Annotated in this window: 22 protein-coding genes; 12 read left to right on the forward strand and 10 right to left on the reverse strand. The window is 66.9% G+C overall.

From position 1 onward, the window contains the following. Window positions 1-165: 165 nt before the first annotated feature. The 5 genes from ACS5NL_RS18565 (at window position 166) to ACS5NL_RS18585 (ending at window position 5853) form a co-directional block, all read left to right on the forward strand. Window positions 166-1200, forward strand: a complete 1035-nt coding sequence (locus ACS5NL_RS18565; RefSeq protein ID WP_439355448.1) for a DegT/DnrJ/EryC1/StrS family aminotransferase — start codon at window positions 166-168, stop codon at window positions 1198-1200. Next, a complete protein-coding gene (locus ACS5NL_RS18570) occupies window positions 1197-2138 on the forward strand; it encodes a UDP-glucose 4-epimerase family protein (RefSeq protein WP_439355450.1) in 942 nt (313 codons plus the stop codon). The genes ACS5NL_RS18565 and ACS5NL_RS18570 overlap by 4 nt, the downstream gene beginning before the upstream one ends. Continuing rightward, the gene (locus ACS5NL_RS18575) at window positions 2138-2698 is read left to right on the forward strand and encodes a sugar transferase (RefSeq protein WP_439355542.1); all 561 of its coding nucleotides are present in this window, start codon (window positions 2138-2140) and stop codon (window positions 2696-2698) included. Before ACS5NL_RS18570 ends, ACS5NL_RS18575 begins: the two co-directional genes overlap by 1 nt. A 16-nt stretch (window positions 2699-2714) precedes the next feature. Then, window positions 2715-4643, forward strand: a complete 1929-nt coding sequence (locus ACS5NL_RS18580; RefSeq protein WP_439355452.1) for a polysaccharide biosynthesis protein — start codon at window positions 2715-2717, stop codon at window positions 4641-4643. Window positions 4644-4716: 73 nt separating this feature from the next. After that, window positions 4717-5853, forward strand: a complete 1137-nt coding sequence (locus ACS5NL_RS18585) for a hypothetical protein (RefSeq protein WP_439355454.1) — start codon at window positions 4717-4719, stop codon at window positions 5851-5853. 74 nt (window positions 5854-5927) lie between these two features. On the opposite strand, the gene ACS5NL_RS18590 is transcribed toward ACS5NL_RS18585, so the two are convergent. Next, window positions 5928-7760 carry a DEAD/DEAH box helicase gene (locus tag ACS5NL_RS18590; protein WP_439355455.1) on the reverse strand — a complete coding sequence of 611 codons (1833 nt, stop codon included), beginning with the start codon at window positions 7758-7760 and terminating at the stop codon, window positions 5928-5930. A gap of 457 nt (window positions 7761-8217) precedes the next feature. Between ACS5NL_RS18590 and ACS5NL_RS18595 the strand changes: the two genes are divergently transcribed. Together ACS5NL_RS18595 and ACS5NL_RS18600 are read left to right on the forward strand one after the other, a co-directional pair. Continuing rightward, complete coding sequence (locus ACS5NL_RS18595; RefSeq protein ID WP_439355456.1) at window positions 8218-8865, forward strand: DUF47 domain-containing protein; 648 nt, start codon at window positions 8218-8220, stop codon at window positions 8863-8865. Between the two features lie 16 nt (window positions 8866-8881). Continuing rightward, the gene (locus ACS5NL_RS18600; RefSeq protein ID WP_439355457.1) at window positions 8882-9892 is read left to right on the forward strand and encodes an inorganic phosphate transporter; all 1011 of its coding nucleotides are present in this window, start codon (window positions 8882-8884) and stop codon (window positions 9890-9892) included. Window positions 9893-9955: 63 nt separating this feature from the next. On the opposite strand, the gene orn is transcribed toward ACS5NL_RS18600, so the two are convergent. Beyond that, window positions 9956-10561, reverse strand: a complete 606-nt coding sequence (orn, locus tag ACS5NL_RS18605) for an oligoribonuclease (protein WP_439355458.1) — start codon at window positions 10559-10561, stop codon at window positions 9956-9958. Window positions 10562-10633: 72 nt separating this feature from the next. Here orn and ACS5NL_RS18610 point away from each other — a divergent pair, with 72 nt between their 5' ends. Both ACS5NL_RS18610 and rsgA read left to right on the forward strand, forming a co-directional pair. Further along, entirely contained in the window at window positions 10634-11902 is a 1269-nt protein-coding gene (locus tag ACS5NL_RS18610; RefSeq protein ID WP_439355459.1) for a M48 family metallopeptidase, read from the forward strand. Further along, window positions 11899-12876, forward strand: coding sequence for a ribosome small subunit-dependent GTPase A (gene rsgA / locus ACS5NL_RS18615; protein WP_439355460.1), 978 nt, complete (start codon window positions 11899-11901; stop codon window positions 12874-12876). The genes ACS5NL_RS18610 and rsgA overlap by 4 nt, the downstream gene beginning before the upstream one ends. Window positions 12877-12894: 18 nt before the next feature. On the opposite strand, the gene ACS5NL_RS18620 is transcribed toward rsgA, so the two are convergent. The 6 genes from ACS5NL_RS18620 to rpsP form a co-directional block, all read right to left on the reverse strand. Continuing rightward, window positions 12895-13818, reverse strand: a complete 924-nt coding sequence (locus ACS5NL_RS18620; RefSeq protein WP_439355461.1) for a CobD/CbiB family protein — start codon at window positions 13816-13818, stop codon at window positions 12895-12897. Between the two features lie 38 nt (window positions 13819-13856). Continuing rightward, complete coding sequence (locus ACS5NL_RS18625; RefSeq protein ID WP_439355462.1) at window positions 13857-14543, reverse strand: CoA pyrophosphatase; 687 nt, start codon at window positions 14541-14543, stop codon at window positions 13857-13859. A gap of 65 nt (window positions 14544-14608) precedes the next feature. Beyond that, window positions 14609-14965, reverse strand: coding sequence for a 50S ribosomal protein L19 (gene rplS / locus ACS5NL_RS18630; RefSeq protein ID WP_439355464.1), 357 nt, complete (start codon window positions 14963-14965; stop codon window positions 14609-14611). Window positions 14966-15089: 124 nt separating this feature from the next. Continuing rightward, window positions 15090-15866: a tRNA (guanosine(37)-N1)-methyltransferase TrmD gene (gene trmD, locus ACS5NL_RS18635; protein WP_439355466.1), complete on the reverse strand. Its 777-nt coding sequence runs from the start codon at window positions 15864-15866 to the stop codon at window positions 15090-15092. A gap of 12 nt (window positions 15867-15878) precedes the next feature. Further along, window positions 15879-16469 (reverse strand): ribosome maturation factor RimM, encoded by a 591-nt coding sequence (rimM, locus tag ACS5NL_RS18640; protein ID WP_439355467.1) that lies wholly within the window; start codon window positions 16467-16469, stop codon window positions 15879-15881. Window positions 16470-16516: 47 nt separating this feature from the next. After that, window positions 16517-16771 (reverse strand): 30S ribosomal protein S16, encoded by a 255-nt coding sequence (rpsP, locus tag ACS5NL_RS18645; protein ID WP_411367052.1) that lies wholly within the window; start codon window positions 16769-16771, stop codon window positions 16517-16519. Between the two features lie 165 nt (window positions 16772-16936). Here rpsP and ACS5NL_RS18650 point away from each other — a divergent pair, with 165 nt between their 5' ends. Both ACS5NL_RS18650 and ACS5NL_RS18655 read left to right on the forward strand, forming a co-directional pair. Then, on the forward strand, window positions 16937-17476 hold the full coding sequence (locus tag ACS5NL_RS18650; protein WP_439355468.1) for a GNAT family N-acetyltransferase: 540 nt from the start codon (window positions 16937-16939) through the stop codon (window positions 17474-17476). Next, the gene (locus ACS5NL_RS18655) at window positions 17473-17928 is read left to right on the forward strand and encodes a hypothetical protein (RefSeq protein ID WP_439355470.1); all 456 of its coding nucleotides are present in this window, start codon (window positions 17473-17475) and stop codon (window positions 17926-17928) included. The genes ACS5NL_RS18650 and ACS5NL_RS18655 overlap by 4 nt, the downstream gene beginning before the upstream one ends. A 26-nt stretch (window positions 17929-17954) precedes the next feature. Here the strand turns inward: ACS5NL_RS18655 and ACS5NL_RS18660 are convergent, their stop codons facing one another. Then, window positions 17955-18911 (reverse strand): AEC family transporter, encoded by a 957-nt coding sequence (locus ACS5NL_RS18660; protein WP_439355472.1) that lies wholly within the window; start codon window positions 18909-18911, stop codon window positions 17955-17957. Window positions 18912-18934: 23 nt separating this feature from the next. Beyond that, window positions 18935-19549 (reverse strand): TetR/AcrR family transcriptional regulator, encoded by a 615-nt coding sequence (locus ACS5NL_RS18665; protein WP_439355473.1) that lies wholly within the window; start codon window positions 19547-19549, stop codon window positions 18935-18937. An 86-nt stretch (window positions 19550-19635) separates the two neighbouring features. Between ACS5NL_RS18665 and ACS5NL_RS18670 the strand changes: the two genes are divergently transcribed. After that, entirely contained in the window at window positions 19636-20859 is a 1224-nt protein-coding gene (locus ACS5NL_RS18670) for an ABA4-like family protein (protein ID WP_439355474.1), read from the forward strand. Window positions 20860-20871 lie beyond the last annotated feature (12 nt).

Below are 20871 nucleotides of genomic sequence, written 5' to 3' on the forward strand. Positions count from 1 at the left end.
GAGAGGTGCGCAAGGGACTGATGGATACTGGAAACCGGATCGCCCGGGGTCTTGCGGAAAAAAGGGACCCGCAAGAGATGGGGGAAAATCGGCGTGGACAGACGCTGTGATGCACGCACCGGGCGACCGGGCGGACAAACGGCAAATTGTAAGTCGTCCCCCACCATGCACCCGCCCCAGCCCATTCCCCCGCTGATTCCCCATGTGCGCTATGGCAGCCGGCCCAGCGAGTCCGGGTGGCTGTTCTTCGGCGCGGCCCGGCAGGGGATGAAGTTCCTGTCGCAACACCTGCTGCGCCAGCACCCCGATCTGCTGTTCATTGTTCCCGCCTACACCTGCGACTCGGTGGTGCAGGCGCTGGACGAAGCCGGGGCAGAAATGGCGTTTGTGGATGTCGCTCCAGACCTGGATCTCGATCTGGCGGCCGTGCGCGGCTGGATCGAGCGGTCGGCAGGAAGAACGGTGGCCCTGGTGCCGACGCCGCTGTTCGGCGCACCGGTGCGCCCCTACAAACAGCTGTTTCCAGACTGCATCGTGATCGAAGACCGGGCGCAGACCCTGCCCGATCCCGCCAGCGGGGCCGACTTCCAGCTGCTGAGCTTCGGTCCCGGCAAGCAGGTCTCCGGCATGGGCGGCGGAGCCCTGCTGGGCGGCGGGGCCTTGCGCAACGGATACGCCGCGCTGGAACAGGAGTGCGGCGCGGTCCGGCACGTGGTCCTGTCGCTGGTGGGCAACCTGCTGTTCGGGCCGGCCTGGGCCTTGTTCGGACAGAAGGTGACCCAGCGCCATTCGGCCAATGCGATCGACAAGGAGTCGCGGTCCATCGACATCCGCGCCCTGTGCGAAGACCGGGCCCGCTGGATCACGCACAGCCTGCAGACCTGGGACGGCACCGGCCGGACCCGCATCGCGGACGCCTACCACCGCAGCATTCCCCAGGCGCTCCGGTTCGACATGCCGTGCGGCCTGCCCTATCTGAGATACCCCGTGCGGGCCAGCCTCGAAGGTCCGGGCATCAGTTCGGGGCGCATGTACGAGAAAGTGGTGCAGCGCGCGGAAGAATCCTCCCGGCGCCAGTTTCCGGGCGCCCGTGCGGTCATGGAAGCCAGCTTCCTGCCGACGCACCACCGCGTGACCGCGGAACACATGGCCTGGTACGCCGACCGGCTGTCCGGTCTGGCAGGGCCGGCGGCCGCATGACGCCGGTGATCGCCGTCACCGGTGCCAGCGGCTTTGTGGGCAGCGCCCTGTGCCGCCACCTGCAGACGCTCGGTCACCCGGTGGTTCCGCTGCTGCGGACGCCAAGGCCGGAATGGCCCGGGGCCAGGATCGTGGGCGAACTCGGGCCGGAGACCGACTGGACGAACGCCCTCCAGGGCGTCGATGTCGTCGTGCACTGCGCCGCGCGCGCCCACATCCCGCTGCGGCCCGGCCCGCAGGATCTGGAGATCTGCCGGCGCATCAACGTCGAGGGCACCCGCTCGCTCGCCCAGGCGGCGGTGCGGTCCGGCGTGCAGCGCCTGGTGCATGTCAGCTCCATCAAGGTGCTGGGTGAAAGCTCCCCCCCCGGAGCGCCCTTGCGTGCCGACAGCCCGCCCGCTCCGGAAGACGCCTACGGCGTGTCCAAGCAGGAGGCCGAACTGGCGCTCCAGGCCGTGACCGCGCAAACCGGGCTGCAGACCGTGATCGTGCGACCGCCGCTGGTCTACGGCCCTGGCGTCAAGGCCAACTTCCTGCGCCTCATGCAGGCCGTCCACCGGGGTGTTCCGCTGCCCCTGGGCTCCGTCCACAACCTGCGCTCCATGGTGGCGCTGGACAACCTGACCGACCTGCTGGCCCTTTGTGCCGTGCACCCGGCCGCCGCGGGCCAGACCTTCCTGGTGTCCGACGGACAGGACCTGTCGACACCCGACCTGATCCGCGGCATGGCCCAGGCGCTGGGGCGACCGGCCCGGCTGCTGCCCTTCCCGCCATCCTGGCTGCGCCTGGCCGGCCGCCTGACCGGGCGCGCCGACCAGGTCGAGCGCCTGATCGGCAGCCTGCAGGTGGACATCGGGCATACTCGCCGGGTTTTGCAGTGGGCGCCTGGTTGCACGGTGCAGCAGGGCCTGCAATCAGCGACACGGGACGTCCGGTGATCAAGCGTGCCTTCGATGTGACTTTTGCACTGCTGGTGGGACTGGTGCTGCTGCTGCCGATCGGCCTGATCGCGCTGTGGGTGCGCCTCTCCTCCCCTGGCCCCGCCCTGTACTGGAGCGACCGGGTCGGGCGCGACAACCAGCTGTTCAAGATGCCCAAATTCCGCAGCATGCGGCTGGACACCCCCGCCGTGGCCACCCACCTTCTTTCAGATCCTGAAAAGTATCTGACTTCTGCGGGCTCCTTTCTGCGAAAATCCAGCCTGGACGAATTGCCGCAGCTGTGGAGCATCCTCAAAGGCGACATGAGTCTGGTCGGCCCCAGGCCGGCGCTGTTCAACCAGACCGATCTGATCGAAGCCCGTACTCAGGCTGGCGTGCACCGCCTGCCCCCGGGCCTGACAGGTTGGGCCCAGATCAACGGACGCGACGAATTGCCCATCCCGCAGAAGGTTCGACTGGACGCCGAGTACCTCGCGAAGCAGTCGTTCTGGTTCGACATGAAGATCATCTTCCTCACGGCGTGGCGCGTGCTGCGCCGTGACGGCGTGACCCACTGAGGCGCCTCCGACACCCATGCTCAACCGAGTTGCCCTTCCGATCCTGGCCATGCCCCGCCCCGCCAAGCGCGTGGTGGTGCTCTCCGTGGATGCCGCGCTGTGTGTATTGACTGTCTGGCTGGCCTACTACCTGCGGCTGGGTGAATGGGTCAAGCTGTCCGGCGACAGTTTCTGGCAGCCGATGTCAGCGGTCGGCGTTTCCCTGGTGCTGGCCCTGCCGATCTTCATCGTCAACGGCTTCTACCGCGCCATCTTCCGCTACTCGGGCATGGCGGCGCTGATGACGGTGCTCAAGGCCTGCGCGGTCTACGCCCTGCTGTTCGCGACCGTCTTCACCGCCTTCGGCATCGACGGCGTGCCCCGCACCGTGGGCCTGATCCAGCCGCTGCTGCTGCTGTTCACCGTCGGCGCGTCGCGCATGCTGGCCCGCTTCTGGCTGGGCGGCCTGTACCGCAACCAGCTGCGCCTGATCGCCCTGCCCCGCGTGCTGATCTATGGCGCCGGCAACGCGGGCCGCCAGCTGGCGGCTGCGATGGCCAACAGCCACGAGATGCGCGTGGTCGGCTTCATGGACGACGACGACCGCCTGCACGGCCACGTGCTCAACGGCCTGTCGATCTACAGCCCGGCCGACCTGCCGGGCCTGGTGAGTTCGCTGCAGGTCAGCACCGTGCTGCTGGCCATTCCTTCGCTCAGCCGCCACCGCCGCAACGAGCTGATCGCCCAGATGCAGCGCGCCCACGTGCAGGTGCGCACCCTGCCGGCCGTGAGCGAACTGGCGCAGGGCGTGGTCAGCACCTCGGACCTGCGCGAACTGGACATCGACGACCTGCTCGGCCGCGAAGCGGTCAGCCCCAACCACATCCTGCTGGGCAAGAACATCACCGACAAGGTCGTGCTCGTGACCGGCGCGGGAGGCTCCATTGGCAGCGAGCTGTGTCGCCAGATCCTGGCCGTCGGCCCCAGCACCCTGGTGCTGGTCGAACAGAGCGAGTTCGCGCTCTACGAAATCCAGCAGGAACTGCAGGAGCGCCTGGAATCGGAAAGTGTGCTGATCGTGCCGGTGCTGGCCTCTGTGCGCGATGGCCAGCGGCTGCGCGAAGTCATGGCCGACTGGAAACCAGACACGGTCTATCACGCCGCCGCCTACAAGCACGTGCCGCTGGTGGAGCACAACCCGATCGAGGGCATCCGCAACAACACGCTGGGCACGCTGACCGCCGCCCAGATCGCCGCCGAGTTCGGCGTGGCCGACTTCGTGCTGATCAGCACCGACAAGGCCGTGCGCCCGACCAACATCATGGGCGCGAGCAAGCGCCTGGCCGAGATGACGCTGCAGGCGCTGGCCGACGCTTCGCCCAGGACCCGTTTCTCGATGGTGCGCTTTGGCAACGTGCTCGGTTCGTCCGGCTCGGTGGTGCCCAAGTTCCGGCGCCAGATCCGCGACGGCGGGCCGATCACGCTGACCCACCCGGACATGACCCGCTACTTCATGACCATCCCCGAAGCCGCGCAACTGGTCATCCAGGCCGGAGCCATGGCCAAGGGCGGTGACGTGTTCGTGCTGGACATGGGCGACCCGGTGAAGATCCTCGATCTGGCGACCCGCATGATCGAACTTTCGGGCCTGTGCGTGAAGGACGAGATCAACCCGGACGGCGATATCGCCATCGAGATCACCGGCCTGCGCCCCGGCGAAAAGCTGTTCGAGGAACTGCTGATCGGCAACAACCCGCGCCCGACCTCGCATCCCCGGATCATGAAGGCCCATGAAGAATTCCTGGCCTGGCCTGTGCTGCAGGACAAGCTGACCCAGCTCGAAGCCGTGCTGGACCGCCGCGACGTGGACGGCACCAAGCTGCTGCTGGTGGAGCTGGTGTCCGGCTACGCTCCGCAGGACCAGAATTTCGACGCCCCGGACAGCCGCCTGCGCTACAGCGTCTGACACCTCCGGCCGAGACCGTGCCGCTGGCAGCGGTCCCGGAACACACACGCAAGACCCAAGAAAGTCACACGGAATGAACAGCCCGAAAAAACGGATCGGCCTCGTCGGCACAGGATTCATCGCCAGCGGTTTCGCCCGGCTGGTGCACAACCACGCCCCCGACCTGGAGCTCAGCGTCGTGCTCACCCGCCGCAAAGGCGGCGTCGATTTCTTCCCCTGGACCGACCGTTTCACCCACTCCGAACAGGAGCTGCTGGACAAGTCGGACCTGATCGTCGAGTGCAGCGGTGACGTGCTGCACGCCACGCGCATCATCGACATCGCCCTGCGCGCCGGCAAACCCGTGGTCACCATGAACTCCGAGTTCCACGTCACCACCGGCTCCTGGTTCGCCGACAAGGGTCTGCTGACCGAAGCCGAGGGCGACCAGCCCGGCTCGATCGCCGCCCTGCGCGAAGAGGCCGTGATGATGGGCTTCAAGCCGCTGGTCTACGGCAACATGAAGGGCTTCCTCAACCACCATCCGACGCCCGAAGAAATGGCCTACTGGGCCGGCAAGCAGGGCATCAGCGTCGAGCAGACCACCTCGTTCACCGACGGCACCAAGATCCAGATCGAACAGGCGCTGGTGGCCAACGGCTTTGGCGGCACCATCACACGCCAGGGCATGGAAGGCCCCAAGGCCACGGACGTGACCAAGGCCGCCATCGAACTGGCGCGCACTGCCGCCGAGCGCGGCCAGGCGATCTCCGACTACGTGCTGGCGCCGGGCAACGCCGGCGTGTTCGTCGTCGGCACGCACGACAAGTCCGAATGGAAAGCGCTGAACTACCTCAAGCTCGGCGATGGCCCGTACTACGTGCTCGTGCGCCCGTTCCACCTGTGCCAGTACGAGATCATCAAGACGGTGCGCCGGGTGCTGGGCGGTGGCGGTGTGCTGCTGAACAACTCCAGCAAGCCGAGCATTTCCATCGTCGGCATTGCCAAGGTCGACCTGCCGGTGGGCACGCGCATCGATCGCGCAATTGGCGGCTTCCAGGTGCGCGGTGAAGCCGCGCGCATCACCGACGTGAAGGGCCATGTGCCGATCGGCCTGATCCAGGATGCGGTGATCACGCGCCCCGTGAGCGCCGGCCAGACCCTGAGTTTTGACGATGTCGAGCTGCCGGACACGCTGGCGCTGAAGATCGCGCGCGAACTCTACGCCTGAGGCCTGGCGATCGTCTGATCGCTTGAGAGGAAGCCATAAAAAAAACCCCGCATCGCGGGGTTTTTTTGTTGGTCTTAGCGGGGACGGCGCTGCGGTCCAGCCGGACGGCCCGGAGCCCGTTCGCTGTTGGACCAGCTGCCACCACCGTGACCCTGGTGCGGACGGGCTGCACCACCACTGCGGGGGCCACGATCGTCACCGAAACGGCCGGCCGGACGCGCGGTGTCGCGGTCATGGCGGCCTTCAGGGCGCGAATCGAAACGCACATCGCCGCGCGGTGCGAACTGGTCACGGCCTTCGAAACGCGGAGCTTCGCGGCGTCCCTCGAAACGGGGCGCGTCCTGCCGGCCTTCAAACCGGGGTGCCTCATGACGACCTTCGAAGCGCGGAGCTTCGTGGCGGCCTTCAACGCGGGGGCCACGGGGCGGGCGATCGCCGAAGCGGTCGCCGCCGGAACGCTGGAAACGGTCACCGCCCGGACGACCACCACCAGGGCGGCCACGGCCATTGAATTCCGGCTGCGGCGGGCGCTGACGGGGTTCCAGACCAGGCACCACCTCGGCCGTCAGGCGCTGGTGGGTGTAGGCCTCGATGTCACCGATCTTGCGGCGGTCACGGAACTCGGCGAAGGTCACGGCCAGGCCATCGCGACCGGCACGACCGGTGCGGCCGATGCGGTGCGTGTAGTCCTCGGCCTTCATCGGCAGACCGAAGTTGAACACGTGGGTGATCGTCGGCACGTCGATGCCACGGGCGGCCACGTCGGTGGCCACCAGGATCTGCACCTGACCGCTGCGCAGCGCCATCAGACGGCGGTTGCGCAGGCCTTGGCTCAGCGCACCGTGCAGGGCCACGGCATGGAACCCGACCTGCTGCAGGTCGGTCGCCAGACCGTCGCATTCCACCTGCGTGCTGCAGAACACCACCGCCTGGTTGATGGAAGAATCGCGCAGCCAGTGGTCCAGCAGGGCACGCTTGTGCTGGGTGTTGTCGGCCCAGAACAGCACCTGCTTGATGTTGGCGTGTTTTTCCTGGGGCGAGTCGATCTGCACCTTCTGGACGTGCTTGCCGCCGTCGTGCATCACGCGCATGGCCAGTTGCTGGATGCGCGGGGCGAAAGTCGCCGAGAACATCATGGTCTGGTCGCGCTGGCTGGTCAGCTGGTTGACTTCGGCCAGGTCGTCCGAGAAGCCCAGGTCGAGCATGCGGTCGGCTTCGTCAACGACGAGGAACTGCACCTGGTCCAGCTTGATCTGCATCGAGCGCTGCAGGTCCAGCAGGCGGCCGGGCGTGGCCACCACGAGGTCGGCGTTCTGCAGCTTGGCTATCTGCAGCTGGTAGGGCATGCCGCCCACCACGTTGGCGATGCGCAGGCCGCGGCAGTGGCGCACCAGGTCGATGGCGTCGTGCGCCACCTGCTGGGCCAGTTCGCGCGTCGGGCAGAGCACCAGGGCGCCGGGCGTGGCGGCCTTGAAGTTGCGCGGGTTGGTCGGGTCCTTGCGCTTGCTGCGCTTGGGTGCGGGCTTGCCGGCGGCCAGGGCCTCGGCGGTTTCCTGCTCGAAGGCCACGCGCTCGGCTTCGACGCGGGCGTCTTGCTGCTTGAGCAGGGTGTGCAGCACGGGCAGCAGGAAGGCCGCGGTCTTGCCACTGCCGGTCTGGCTGGAGACCATCAGGTCGGCGTAGCGTTCGTCGGCCTGGTGTTCCTGGCGGATGGCCTTGGGAATGACCAGGGATTGCACCTGGGTCGGCTGGGTGTAGCCCAGATCGGTCACGGCCTGGATCAGTTCGGGAGCCAGACCCAGCACCTCGAAGGCATTGGGTTCGGTCGCGACCGTCTGGTCGGTCACCTGTTCGGGGGAAAGGGTCTCGGGCGTGAATTCGCCGCGATCTTCAAAAGCGTCGCTCATGTTCGTCCTGGCGCCATCAAAGGCGTCATTGAGCAGAACAAACGCAGAGAGGCTTCCCAGCCTGAAAGCTGGAACCCGCTGGCGTCTGGTCCGTTCGTGGTTACAAAACATCAACCACAAACGGTCCGCGCGGTTCCGCAGGGAAGACCCTGTCCGGTTCAGCGAGTGGTCTCATTCCGTGCCGGCAGGAACTCGTGGAGCTCTTGCACCGGGCGCCGTGAAGACGCCTGAAGGCATTCGGGAGACCTCTTGTGTGAGGCAGATGCACAAAAACTGTCCATCGATTGAAGGACAGCCAGCGATTATCACACAGATCCGGGTTTTCCCCAAGCACGGCTTTCGGGGCCGTGGCCACACGCACCGAACTCTCCCCGGGATTCCATGTGCCGGGGGATAAAATCCGGCGACTTGACACACCGCTGTCATCACAACTTCAACATCCCGTACTGGAGACGCCATGTTTTTTGGCAAGCTGTTGCCCAAAGAGGGCAATTTTTTTGAGCTGTTCAACCAGCATGCCGAGCAGATCGTCAAGGCCGCCCACGCCTTCTCGCAACTGGTGGCCCACTACGCCGACCCCCACCTGCGCGACAAATACAACCAGGAAGTCGACCACGCCGAGCGTTCGGCCGACCGCATCACGCACGAGGTCAACCGCCTGCTGCACACGACCTTCATCACCCCGATCGACCGCGAGCAGATCCACTCGCTGATCAACACGATGGACGACGTCGCCGACCTGATCCAGGACTCGGCCGAAACCATGGCGCTGTACGACGTGCGGCACATGACGGAAGAGATCACCCGCCTGACCGACCTGGGCGTCAAGTGCTGCGAGCGCCTGAAGCACGCCGTCAGCCTGCTCAAGGACGTCAACGACCCCAAGACGGCCGAGGCTGCCGTCAAGACCTGCGAAGAGATCGACCGCCTCGAATCGGATGCCGACCGCGTGATGCGCTCGGCCATGAGCAAGCTGTTCCGCGAAGAGCCCGAGGTCCGCGAAGTGATCAAGCTCAAGGCGATCTACGAACTGCTGGAAACCATCACCGACAAGTGCGAGGACGTGGCCAACATGATCGAGGGCATCGTCCTCGAAAACTCCTGATCGGAAGGGACCTCTCATGACGTCCGTTCAGGCGGCCCTCTGGGTCGTGGTCATGCTGGTGGCGCTGGCGCTGATTTTCGACTTCATGAACGGGTTTCATGATGCCGCCAATTCGATCGCGACCATCGTTTCCACCGGCGTGCTCAAGCCCGCCCAGGCGGTGGTGTTCGCGGCCTTCTTCAACGTGGTCGCGATCTTCATCTTCAAACTCAGCGTGGCGGCCACCGTCGGCAAGGGCATTGCCGATCCCTCGGTGATCGACACGCACGTGGTGTTCGGAGCCCTGACAGGCGCCATCACCTGGAACCTGATCACCTGGTACTACGGCATTCCCAGCAGCTCTTCGCACGCGCTGATCGGCGGCATCGTGGGTGCCGTGATCGCCAAGGCAGGCGCCAGTGCGCTGGTGGCGGCCGGGGTGTTCCGTACCGTGGCCTTCATCTTCGTGTCGCCGCTGCTGGGTTACCTGCTGGGCTCGCTGATGATGGTGCTGGTGGCCTGGGTGTTCCGGCGCGCACGCCCGCTCAAGGTGGATGGCTGGTTCCGGCGCCTGCAGCTGGTGTCCGCCGGCGCCTACAGCCTGGGCCACGGCGGCAACGACGCGCAGAAAACCATCGGCATCATCTGGATGCTGCTGATGGCCACCGGCTACGCCTCCAAGACCGACGCATCGCCGCCGACCTGGACCATCGTGTGCTGCTACATGGCCATCGGCCTGGGCACCATGTTCGGCGGCTGGCGCATCGTGCGCACCATGGGCCAGAAGATCACCAAGCTCAAGCCGGTGGGTGGCTTCTGCGCCGAAACCGGTGGCGCCATGACCCTGTTCCTGGCCACGGCCATGGGCGTTCCTGTCTCGACCACCCACACCATCACCGGCGCCATCGTCGGCGTCGGCTCGGTGCAGCGGGCCAGCGCGGTGCGCTGGGGCGTGGCCGGCAACATCATCTGGGCCTGGGTGCTGACCATTCCAGCCTCGGCCTTCGTCGCCGCGGTGGGTTACTGGGTCAGCCTCACGGTGTTCTGACCATTCGGTCCGCACCAGACAAAAGGGGCCTCACGGCCCCTTTTGTCTTGCTGCACGAGCGCGTCACTCCATGCGCAGGAAATGCTCGCGGTAGTGCGCCAGTTCGTCGATCGACTCGTGCACGTCGGCCAGTGCCGTGTGCTTCTGGTGCTTCTTGAAGCTGTCGTATACCGCCGGCTTCCAGCGTTTGGCCAGCTCCTTGATGGTGCTGACGTCGAGGTTGCGGTAGTGGAAGTACGCCTCCAGTTTGGGCATGTACTTCACCAGGAACCGCCGGTCCTGTCCGATGCTGTTGCCGCACATCGGTGAACCGTTCTTGGGCACGTACTTGCCGATGAAGGCCAGCAGTTCGGCTTGCGCCTGCTCTTCGTCGATGGTGCTGGCCTTGACCTTGTCGATCAGGCCGCTCTTGCCATGCGTGCCCTTGTTCCAGGCGTCCATGCCATTGAGCACGGCGTCGCTCTGGTGGATGGCGAACACCGGGCCTTCGACCCGCGGCTCCAGGTTCGGCCCGGTGATCACGACGGCGATCTCCAGCAGACGCTCTTTTTCAGGATCCAGTCCGCTCATCTCGCAATCGAGCCAGACCAGGTTCTGGTCGCTCCGGGTGAGCGTGGCGGGAGCGGTGGGGGTGGAAAGTTCGGTTTCGGCGGTGGAATTTGGACTCATGGCGTGATTTTCGCCGAAGCCCCGCTTGACCTCGGGCACCAGAGGATGGCGCCGCTTCGATAGACTCTCGCCATGGACAGCAGCTCTCTCGCCTTCACTTATGTTTTTTGCGCCCTTCTGGTCGGAGGGCTCGTGGTGCGCACGCTGCTTTCCAGCCGGCAGATCCGCCATGTCGCCCGGCACCGCGAACAGGTGCCCGCGCCGTTTGCCGCCACCATCCACCTCGATGCACACCGCAAGGCCGCCGACTACACCATCGCCAAGGCACGCTTCGGCATGGTCGAGGCCGCGGTCGAGGCCGCGCTGCTGCTGGGCTGGACCCTGCTGGGCGGACTGGACGCCCTGAACCGGGTGCTGCTGTCGTGGATGGCACCGGGGCTGCTGCAGCAGCTGGTCCTGCTCGGCGCATTCGCGCTGGTCGGTGCGCTGCTCACGCTGCCCATGGGCTGGTGGGCGACATTCCGGCTCGAAGAAAAATTCGGCTTCAACAAGATGAGCCTGGGCCTCTGGCTCGCCGACCTGGTCAAGGGCGGCGTGGTCGGCGCAGTGATCGGCCTGCCGATCGCGGCATTGGTGCTCTGGCTCATGGGCGCGGCCGGTCCGGCCTGGTGGCTCTGGGCCTGGGGCGCGTGGATGGCGTTCAACCTGCTGCTGCTGGTGCTCTACCCCACCCTGATCGCCCCGCTGTTCAACAAGTTCGAGCCGTTGCCGGACGAGAACCTCAAAGCCCGTGTCAACGCGCTGATGCAGCGCTGCGGCTTCGCCGCCAAGGGGCTGTTCGTGATGGACGGCAGCAAGCGCAGCGCACACGCCAACGCCTATTTCACCGGCTTCGGTGCGGCCAAGCGCGTGGTCTTCTTTGACACCCTGCTGCAACAGCTGAACCCGCCCGAGATCGACGCCGTGCTGGCCCACGAACTGGGTCACTACAAGCGCCGCCACATCCTGCAACGCACGGTGCTGATGTTCGCGCTGAGCTTGGTCGGCTTCGCCCTGCTGGGCTGGGTGTCGCGGCAGGCCTGGTTCTACACCGGCCTGGGCGTGCAGCCCTCACTGGACGCGCCCAACGACGCACTGGCGCTGCTGCTGTTCATGATGGTGGTGCCCCTGGTCACCTACTTCCTCTCACCGCTGCTGGCCCAGCTCTCGCGCAAGCACGAGTTCGAGGCCGACGCCTACGCCTGCGCCCACACCAATGGCGCCGATCTGGCCAGTGCGCTGCTCAAGCTCTACAAGGACAACGCCAGCACCCTGACGCCGGACCCGGTGTACGCGCGTTTCTATTACTCGCACCCGCCGGCCAGCGAGCGCATCGCGCGCCTGCAGGGCGCCGCCGCATGAACCATTCGCGCAGCCGTGTGCAGGCCGCCGGACGGGCACCGGAGTCCGAAGGCGCGCTGGACCTGGGGCTGGTGGTCGCTGCGCACGGACGGCATTGCCTGGTCGAGAGCCCGGACGGCCAGCGGCGCATCTGCCACCCACGCGGCAAAAAAAGCCAGGCCGTCGTCGGCGACCGGGTGCGCTGGATGCCCACCGGCGACGAAGGCAGCATCGAGGCCGTCGACGCCCGCCGCAACCTGTTCTACCGGCAGGACGAACTGCGCACCAAGTCGTTCGCCGCCAACCTGGACCAGGTGCTGGTGCTGCTGGCGGCCGAACCCGAGTTTTCCGAGAGCCAGCTGACCCGGGCCCTGGTGGCCGCGGAGGCCGAGAACATCGCCACGCTGATCGTGCTCAACAAGGCCGATCTCGGAGTGACCTTCGAGCGCGCCTGGCAGCGCCTGTCGCCGTACCGGGACATGGGCGCGAGCGTGTTGCCGCTGTGCCTCAAGGGGGGAGATGGCAAGGAGTCGGGCGTCAATGAACTGCTCGAGCGCCTGCACGGCAGGACCACGCTGGTGCTCGGCCCTTCCGGCGCCGGCAAGAGCACGCTGGTGAACCGTCTGGTGCCACAGGCCAGAGCCCTCACCGGCGAGATCTCGAAGGCGCTGAACTCCGGCAAACACACCACGACCAGCACCACCTGGTACTGGATGGACGAGGCCCGCACGACGGGGCTGATCGATTCCCCCGGTTTCCAGGAATTCGGCCTCAACCACATCGAGGCGGCGCAGCTGGCGTCGCTGATGCCCGACCTGCGTGCACACCTGGGCGAATGCCGCTTCTACAACTGCACCCACCTGCACGAACCCGGTTGTGCGGTGCGTTCGCAGGTGCAGACCGCGGACACGGAGAGCGCCGGCAGCATTGCCGCCAACCGCTACCGCATCTACCAGGAACTGTTCGCCGAGCTGTCATCGAAGCGGACCTACTGAGGCGGCCCGCCTGGCCGCTCAGGCCAGCAGGCGCGCCAGTGTCAGCAGGGCCAGCAGCAGCAGCCACAGCACGACACTGCGCCAGACCAGGCCCACCGCACTGGCCAGATGGGCCAGTTGAGGCTCGGGACGCGCCGAGACGGCATCCTCGCCCCGCCCCTCGCGCCCATGCAGCCGGACGTTGATCGCCCCCGAGGTCGCGGCCAGCACCACCCCGTCGCTGCCTTCGGCGAAACGTTCCGATTCGCCGCGCCAGCTCGCCACGGCTTCCTCGAAGTTGCCGACCACGGCAAAGCCGAGTGCCGTGGCCCGCGCCGGCACATGGTCGACCCATTCCCAGCCCTTGGCCGCCGCTCGCCGCAGGGCCGCGCTGGGTGTGCCATCCGGACGGCCGCGCCAGTTGCGCGAGACGTACTCGGCCATGCGGTAGAACACGGCGCCCGCCGGACCCAGCCCCAGCAGCCAGAACACCACAAAACACGCGAGCACGCCAAACACATGGCGGTGTGCGGCCAGCACCGACTGCTCGATCACCTGCCGCAGCAGTTCGGCACGCGGCAGGCTGGCGGTGTCCACATGCAGCCATTGCGCGAGCTTCTCGCGGGCCTGCGCGTCGTTGCCTTCTTCCAGCGCCTGGCGGATGTCGGTGAAGTGGTGGCTGAACTGGCGGAACCCCAGCGTCACGTAGAGCACCGCCACCAGCCAGGCAAACGACAGCACGGTGCTGAAAGGCCAGAGCCCCCAGTACACCAGCGCCGCGAGCAAGGCCGGCACCACCGTCGCCAGCACCCAGGCCAGCCAGCCGTGCGCGACCTGTCCGGTGTCCAGGTTGCTCCGGACCAGGCGCGCCCAGCTGCGCAGACCGGCGAAGACCGGGTTGCCGATCGACAGGGGACGCGCCTGTTCGATCATCAGGGCCAGCAGGATGGCAAAGAAGCTCATGGTCCGATCATAGCCAGCAGCGCCGCCGAAGCACCCACTCAGGCACTCAGGAAGCGGTAAAGGTTGCGCAACATGCCGGCGGTGGCTCCCCAGATGAAGCGCTCCGTGGCGCCGTCCTGGTAGGGCATCGAGTACCACTCGCGCAACTCGCCGCCCCACTCGAAGCCATGCCGGCGGTGGTTGGCCGGATCCATCAGGAAATCGAGCGGCACCTCGAACACATCATCGACCTCGTCCGGATTGGGCTGCAACGTGAAGCCGGGTCGCACCAGCGCCACCACCGGCGTGATGAAGAACTGCGTGCCGGTGACGTACTGCGGCAGGGTGCCAATGACTTCGACATGGGAAGGTGGCAACCCGGTTTCTTCTTCCGCTTCGCGCAGCGCGGCCGCCGTCGCGTCCCGGTCTTCGGCATCGACCTTGCCGCCGGGAAAGGCAATCTGCCCCGAGTGCGTCGACAGGTGCGCCGTGCGCTGGGTCAGCAGCAGGCTCAGGCGGTCGCGCTGCACCAGGGGCAGCAGCACGGCGGCTTCGGCCGGCGCCCGGTCGGTGAAGCGGCGCTCCATCACCAGTTCGGGGGTCCAGATCGGCGGATGGGCAAAGTGCGTGCGCAGGCCCTCGGGTGTCAGGCGCCGGGCGGGGGCGGCGTGCAAACCGTCTGATGCTGCACCGGGAAGCACCGGGATCTGGCGGGGATCGAAGGCGGGTGGGTAACGCTGGGACATGGCGGCGAGTATGGAACGGGCAAAAAAAAACCGCTCTGGCGAGCGGTTTTTCCGGAAGCGGGCGATCAGGCGCCCAGCTTTTCCTTGATGCGGGCCGACTTGCCGCTGCGCTCGCGCAGGTAGTACAGCTTGGCACGGCGGACGTCACCGCGGCGCTTGACTTCGATCGCGGAGATCAGCGGGCTGTACAGCGGGAAGGTACGTTCCACGCCTTCGCCGTTGGAGATCTTGCGGACGATGAAGCTGGAGTTCAGGCCACGGTTGCGACGGGCCACCACCACGCCTTCGTAGGCCTGCACGCGCTTGCGGGTGCCTTCGATCACGTTCACGCTGACGATCACGGTGTCGCCAGGGGCAAACGACGGGATGGTCTTGTTCAGGCGAGCAATTTCTTCTTGCTCAAGGGTCTGGATGAGGTTCATGGTTTCCTGTTCAACGATCGTGTCCGCGCTGCACTAAAGGCTGCGATTCCCTGATCACCGTGGACAAGAATGTCGGGGCGATCACCGGTCGCAGCGGCCGGACAGAGGATCGAAAAGCTTTGGATTATAGCTTTTTCTGCGCGCGCAGGAAAGTTTCGTCCGCCCGACTCAGCAGGCCGAACGCCTTGGCCTGATCCAGCAGATCGGGCCGCAGGCCGGCCGTCAGCGTCAGGCTCTGCTCGCGCCGGTAGCGGGCGATGCGCTCGTGGTGCCCGCCCAGCAACACCTCGGGCACCGGCATCGGCCCGTTCGGCCCCTGCCAGACCTCCGGCCGGGTGTGGTGCGGGCTGTCCAGCAGACCGTCCAGCGCCGGGTTGAAGCTGTCCTGCTGGTGGCTGCCCTCGTCGCCCAGCACGCCCGGCATCAGGCGCGCCACCGCGTCAAGCAAGGCCAGGGCAGCGATCTCGCCACCCGAGAGCACAAAATCGCCGAGGCTGATCTGCCGATCCACACAGGCATCGATGAAACGCTGGTCGATGCCCTCGTAACGGCCACAGACCAGCACGGCACCGGGGCTGTCCGACCACTGGGTGGCCATGGTGTGGTCCAGCCGCTGGCCGATGGGAGAAAACAGCACCACCGGCGCCCTGCCCGCCTCCGGCTCGGCCCGGTCGGCACGGATGGCCTGCAGACAGCGCCACAGTGGCTCGGCCATCATGACCATGCCGGGACCGCCACCAAACGGCCGGTCGTCGACGCGGCGGTAGTTGCCTTCGGCGAAGTCGCGCGGATTCCACAGGCGCACATCGACCTGCCTGGACTCGAACGCACGCCGGTTGATGCCGCTCTTGAAAAACGGCTCGAACAGCTCGGGAAACAGGGTGATGACGTCAAAGCGCATGGCGCGCTCCGGTCAGTAGTCGGGTTGCCAGTCGGCGGTGATGCGGCGAGCCTTCAGGTCGACATCGTCGATGTAGGCGCCGACAAAAGGGACCAGGCGTTCGGCGGTCTTCTCGGCGCCGTCCACGGTCTCGGTGTACTCCATCACCAGCACCGAGGTCGGGCCGGTGGGCATGAGGTCGCGCACCACACCCAGGTGCACACCCTCGCGGTTGACGACCTCCAGGCCGATCAGGTCGACCCAGTAGTACTCACCGTCGGCAGCCGCCGGAAACGCACTGCGCGGCAGGCTGATGCGCACACCCTTGAGGGCTTCGGCACCATTGCGGTCTTCCACACCTTCCAGGCGCGCGACGATGCCATCGGCATGGGTCTTGATTTCCGCGATCTGCACCTGCACGCTGCCGGAGAACGCCGAAAAACCGCGCGCGAAGCGGGCTTCGGGCGGTTGCAGGAACCATTCTCTGGATTCAAACAGGGCCGAGGTATCGGCACTGTGGGGCTGGATGCGAACCCAGCCCTTGATGCCCCACGCTTCCTGGATGCGGCCCAGTTCGACGGCGTCGTCCGGCAGGGACTTGGCGGCAAATGGGCTGCTGGACATGCGCGGGGGCACCGGCTGGCCAGCCCGCTGGGCTGGCCGGAGCGGGATCAGGCAGCGGCCTTGGCGGCTTGCTGCTTGACCAGACGGGCCACGGTGTCCGACGGCTCGGCGCCGACGCCGGTCCAGTAGGTCAGGCGGTCCAGGGCGATGCGCAGGGGCTCTTCGCCACCGCGGGCCAGCGGGTTGTAGAAACCGATGCGCTCGATGAAGCGGCCATCGCGGCGGTTGCGCTTGTCGGCGACCACGATGTTGTAGAACGGACGGGCCTTGGCGCCGCCGCGGGCAAGTCGAATGACGACCATGATTTATCCTTCGGTGGATGAAGCCCGCACACGGGGAATCCGGCACAGGTCTTCGACGGGTTTCTTGGGGTGAACAACCCGGGCTCATTGCAGCGCTTGAGACACACGACTGACCACCCGATCAGCGAAACGCCACGAAACCATCGATTATAGCCCGCCCGAACCATGCCATTGATCCGCCCCAGCACCGACCACGATCTCGACGCCATCACCCGCATCTACGGCCACCACGTGCTGCACGGCACCGGCACCTTCGAAACCACCCCGCCCACGCTGGCGGAAATGACCGCCCGTCGCGCCGATGTGCTGTCCAAAGGACTGCCCTGGCTGGTGGTGGAGGACGGCGGCCAGGTACTGGGCTACGCCTACGGCAACTGGTTCAAGCCGCGCCCGGCCTACCGTTTTTCGGTCGAGGACTCGATCTACATGGCGCCCGAGGCGGCCGGCAAGGGCCTGGGCCGCGCCCTGCTGACCGAACTGCTGGCGGCGCTGGAGCGCGCCGGCATCCGCAAGGTGATGGCGGTGATCGGTGATTCGGCCAACGCGGGCTCGGTCGGTGTGCACACCGCACTCGGCTTCGAGCGCGTGGGCGTGGTGCCGTCCTGCGGCTGGAAGTTCGGCCGCTGGCTGGACATCGTGATGATGCAGCGCAGCCTGGGCCAGGGCGACCGCACGCCGCCCGAAGAAACCGCGGGCCAGGCATGAGCCGGCCGAAAAACAAGACCCTCACCGTCTGGCTGGCCGTGCTCGGCGGTCACATGGGCCTGCACCGCTTCTATCTGCGCGGACTGGGCGACTGGATCGGCTGGCTGCACCCCATCGCTTCGGCGCTGGGCTGGTGGGGCATCGAACGGGTGCGCGCGCTTGGACAGGACGATCCGCTGTCCTGGGTGCTGATTCCGTTCCTGGGCATGAGCATCGCGGTCAGCTGTCTGGCCGGCATCGTCTATGCGCTGGCGCCACGCGCACGCTGGAACGGCTGGTTCAATCCGGGGCTGGACGGCGAACACGCGGCGGGCGCCACCAACTGGTTCACCATCGGCGCGCTGATCCTGAGCCTGCTGATCGGCACGATTGCCTTCATGAGCAGTCTGGCGTTCGGTTTCCAGCGCTACTACGAATACCAGGTCGAGGAATCGAAGAAGCTCAGCCAGTGAATGGCCCACTCCGGGCCGCGGGCGGGTCAACCCACGTAGGACATCAGCAGCATGACGATGCTGAGCGTGAACAGCGCGAGCACGGTCGACAGGCCCATCGCCGCCGTCGTCAGCCCCTGCGCCACCTCGTAGCGCTGGGCGAACAGAAAGACGTTGGCGCCGGTGGGCAAGGCGGCTGCGACCACGATCACGGTCAGCGGCAGGCCGGTGATGCCCCAGAGCCAGGCCGAGACACCCACCATCAGCGGCAGCAGCAGGTTCTTGGACAGGCTGATCCAGAGCGCAGGCCGCAGGTGCCCGGTCAACGGTGTGCGCGCCAGCGTCACGCCGACCAGCACCAGCGAGATCGGACCGAACGCGTTGCCCAGCAGTTGCAGCGGCTTGTCCACCACCGCCGGCAGGCCCCAGCCGGTCTGCGCATACAGAAGGCCAGAGAGGATCGGCAGCGGGATCGGATGGATCAGCGCGCCCTTGAACGCCGACCAGGCGGTCTGCAGCACATGCGGCGCCCGCTCGCCCCCTTCGCGGGCCTCACGCGCCACCACCAGCTCCAGCACCACCGACCCCACCGTCAGCAGGATCAGTGCATGCACCGACACCAGGGTCAGCAGCGTCACCAGGGCTTGTTTGCCATAGGCCAGCTCGACCAGGGTGATGCCGATCATCACCATGTTGGAGAACACCCCGCCCAGCGCCATCACCACGCTGGCGCGGTGGAACCCGCGCCAGGCAATCGATGCCATCAGCAACAGCAAGGCCGCCGGGAAATAGGCCGCCAGCGGCCGCAGGTCCAGCGTCTCGACGTGCACCGCGCTCATGGTGCGGAACAGCAGCGCCGGGATCAGCAGCAGGAAGACCAGATTGGAAAGATCGCGGACCGCCTCGTCGCGGATCCAGTTCACGCGGCCGGCCAGGTAGCCGAGCGCGATCAGGAGGAACACCGGGGTGAGGGAGACGACGACGGGGTGGCTGGCGAGATTCACCGGCCGATGCTAACCGCGCGCCCTCAGCCCTGCGACGGTATGGCCAGCATCTGGCGCGCGAACGGTTCCAGCACCGACCGGGCAAACGTCCGCCGATCGTCCGAACCCGGCAGTTGTTCGCCGACCGGCCCATCGACGATCAGGCAGGCAAGGCCATGCACCTGCGACCAGTAGACCATCGAGAGCGAGGCCACCAGCGCCTGGCCGTGGATCGCAGCCACCAGGCGCTCCAGCTCCGCGTAGGCGGATGAGCCCGACTGCTGGGCCTGGGGGTAACGCGTCACGTCGCAGAGTTCGGGCCGGAACATGACCCGGAACACACCGGGGTGGTCGATCGCATACCCCACATAGGCCAGCCCGGCCGCGACGCCCGCTTCCATGCGTCCCGTCGCAGGGCCCAGGTCGTTGGCCTTCGCCAGGCGCGCCGCCAGTTCGTCGAAACCACGCACCACCAGCTCGGCCAGGATCGCCTCGCGGTCGGCGAAATGGTGGTACGGCGCCTGGTGCGTGACGCCACTGCGCCGCGCCACTTCGCGCATCGAGAGCGCGGTCAGCCCCTCGGTCTCGATCAGCCGCTCGGCGGCGTCGAGGATGCGCAGGCGCAGGTCGGGCGTGGTGCTGGATGGTCGCGGAGACATGGGGATGGTTTGGACTTGACACTGTCTACTCCGGACTTTAGCATCCACGAACCTGACAGTGTCTAGTCTGTTCCGGAGGACCTGAAATGACGCCCGACCTCGTATTCCGGCTGAGCAACAGCCTCGCCCTGATGGGCTGGATCGCTTTGATCCTGTCGCCGGGCAGCGCCCGCTGGAGTGACCGGGTGCGCCAGATCACGGGGTATGGCCTGCCGCTGCTGCTGAGCGCCATCTACGGCCTGATGCTGCTCTCCCACTGGCGGGGCGAAGGCGGCTTCGGGACGCCAGCAGAAGTCAAGGCGCTGTTCGACGTGCCGGGCGTGCTGGTCGCTGGCTGGGTGCATTACCTGGCGTTTGACCTGTTCGTCGGCAGCTGGGTCGCCGGCGAGGCGGCCCGGCGGCAATGGCCGCACGCGCTGCTGGTGCCGGTCCTGGTCCTGTGCTTCCTGTTCGGGCCACTCGGATTGCTGGCCTTTGCGGTGCTGCTGGGGCTGCGCAGCGCGTCATTCACACCCGCGGCCTGGCTGCGGGAGGCGCTCACACGGCAGCGCGCGCTGACGCTGGCCGCCCTGCTGCTCTGGGCCGCCATGCTGCCCACGCTGCTGGCCTGGGGTGTGGACGACCGGCTGGTGCGCGGTGTCAACGTCTGGGTCAAGCCGCTGAAGTTCATGGCCTCGATCGGTCTGTTCTGGATCAGCACCGCCTGGTTCATCGGCCTGCTGCCAGAGGGTGAGCGCCGCCACCCGACGGTGCGCCGGCTTGCCGCTGTCGCGATCGCGGCCGGGCTGTTCGAGATCGGCTACATCACCTGGCAGGCCGCGCACGGCGAGGCCTCGCATTTCAACTACAGCAGCCAGAGGCACCAGATCCTGTACACGCTGATGGGGCTGGGCGCCCTGGCGATGACAGCGACGCAACCGGTGCTGGCCTGGCGCATCGCGCGCCACGGGCGCAACGACCTGCACCCGCTGTGGCGCGAGGCGGTGGTGCTGGGGCTGGCGGGGACCTTCGTGATGGGCGCCGGGGCCGGCGGCGTGCTGGGTTCGTTCCAGCCACCGGGCGGCGCCGGTCTGCCGGTGGTGGGCTGGCACCTGGGCGGTGGCGATCTGCGGCCGGCGCACTTTCTGGGCATGCACGCGCAGCAGTTCATTCCCTTTGCAGGCGCGCTGCTGGTCGCCTGGGCACCGTCGCGGGGACGGCTGGTGCTCCGGGCCTTGGTCGCGGTCTATGCCGTGCTGTGGGTGTGGGCCATGACGCAGGGCCTGCACGGCGCCGTGCTGAGCACGCCGCCCATGGCCTTCCCGCGTTGATGCACGGCTTCT

Source organism: Hydrogenophaga sedimenti, from assembly GCF_051857515.1.
Lineage (GTDB): Bacteria > Pseudomonadota > Gammaproteobacteria > Burkholderiales > Burkholderiaceae_C > Hydrogenophaga.

Excerpts from the sequence above, each read along its gene's own strand:
- ACS5NL_RS18565 (WP_439355448.1), top strand. The coding sequence starts at position 166 with ATGCACCCGCCCCAGCCCATTCCCCCGCTGATTCCCCATGTGCGCTAT.
- ACS5NL_RS18570 (WP_439355450.1), top strand. The coding sequence starts at position 1,197 with ATGACGCCGGTGATCGCCGTCACCGGTGCCAGCGGCTTTGTGGGCAGC.
- ACS5NL_RS18580 (WP_439355452.1), top strand. The coding sequence starts at position 2,715 with ATGCTCAACCGAGTTGCCCTTCCGATCCTGGCCATGCCCCGCCCCGCC.
- ACS5NL_RS18585 (WP_439355454.1), top strand. The coding sequence starts at position 4,717 with ATGAACAGCCCGAAAAAACGGATCGGCCTCGTCGGCACAGGATTCATC.
- ACS5NL_RS18590 (WP_439355455.1), bottom strand. The coding sequence starts at position 7,760 with ATGAGCGACGCTTTTGAAGATCGCGGCGAATTCACGCCCGAGACCCTT.
- ACS5NL_RS18595 (WP_439355456.1), top strand. The coding sequence starts at position 8,218 with ATGTTTTTTGGCAAGCTGTTGCCCAAAGAGGGCAATTTTTTTGAGCTG.
- ACS5NL_RS18600 (WP_439355457.1), top strand. The coding sequence starts at position 8,882 with ATGACGTCCGTTCAGGCGGCCCTCTGGGTCGTGGTCATGCTGGTGGCG.
- orn (WP_439355458.1), bottom strand. The coding sequence starts at position 10,561 with ATGAGTCCAAATTCCACCGCCGAAACCGAACTTTCCACCCCCACCGCT.
- ACS5NL_RS18610 (WP_439355459.1), top strand. The coding sequence starts at position 10,634 with ATGGACAGCAGCTCTCTCGCCTTCACTTATGTTTTTTGCGCCCTTCTG.
- rsgA (WP_439355460.1), top strand. The coding sequence starts at position 11,899 with ATGAACCATTCGCGCAGCCGTGTGCAGGCCGCCGGACGGGCACCGGAG.
- ACS5NL_RS18620 (WP_439355461.1), bottom strand. The coding sequence starts at position 13,818 with ATGAGCTTCTTTGCCATCCTGCTGGCCCTGATGATCGAACAGGCGCGT.
- ACS5NL_RS18625 (WP_439355462.1), bottom strand. The coding sequence starts at position 14,543 with ATGTCCCAGCGTTACCCACCCGCCTTCGATCCCCGCCAGATCCCGGTG.
- rplS (WP_439355464.1), bottom strand. The coding sequence starts at position 14,965 with ATGAACCTCATCCAGACCCTTGAGCAAGAAGAAATTGCTCGCCTGAAC.
- trmD (WP_439355466.1), bottom strand. The coding sequence starts at position 15,866 with ATGCGCTTTGACGTCATCACCCTGTTTCCCGAGCTGTTCGAGCCGTTT.
- rimM (WP_439355467.1), bottom strand. The coding sequence starts at position 16,469 with ATGTCCAGCAGCCCATTTGCCGCCAAGTCCCTGCCGGACGACGCCGTC.
- rpsP (WP_411367052.1), bottom strand. The coding sequence starts at position 16,771 with ATGGTCGTCATTCGACTTGCCCGCGGCGGCGCCAAGGCCCGTCCGTTC.
- ACS5NL_RS18650 (WP_439355468.1), top strand. The coding sequence starts at position 16,937 with ATGCCATTGATCCGCCCCAGCACCGACCACGATCTCGACGCCATCACC.
- ACS5NL_RS18655 (WP_439355470.1), top strand. The coding sequence starts at position 17,473 with ATGAGCCGGCCGAAAAACAAGACCCTCACCGTCTGGCTGGCCGTGCTC.
- ACS5NL_RS18665 (WP_439355473.1), bottom strand. The coding sequence starts at position 19,549 with ATGTCTCCGCGACCATCCAGCACCACGCCCGACCTGCGCCTGCGCATC.
- ACS5NL_RS18670 (WP_439355474.1), top strand. The coding sequence starts at position 19,636 with ATGACGCCCGACCTCGTATTCCGGCTGAGCAACAGCCTCGCCCTGATG.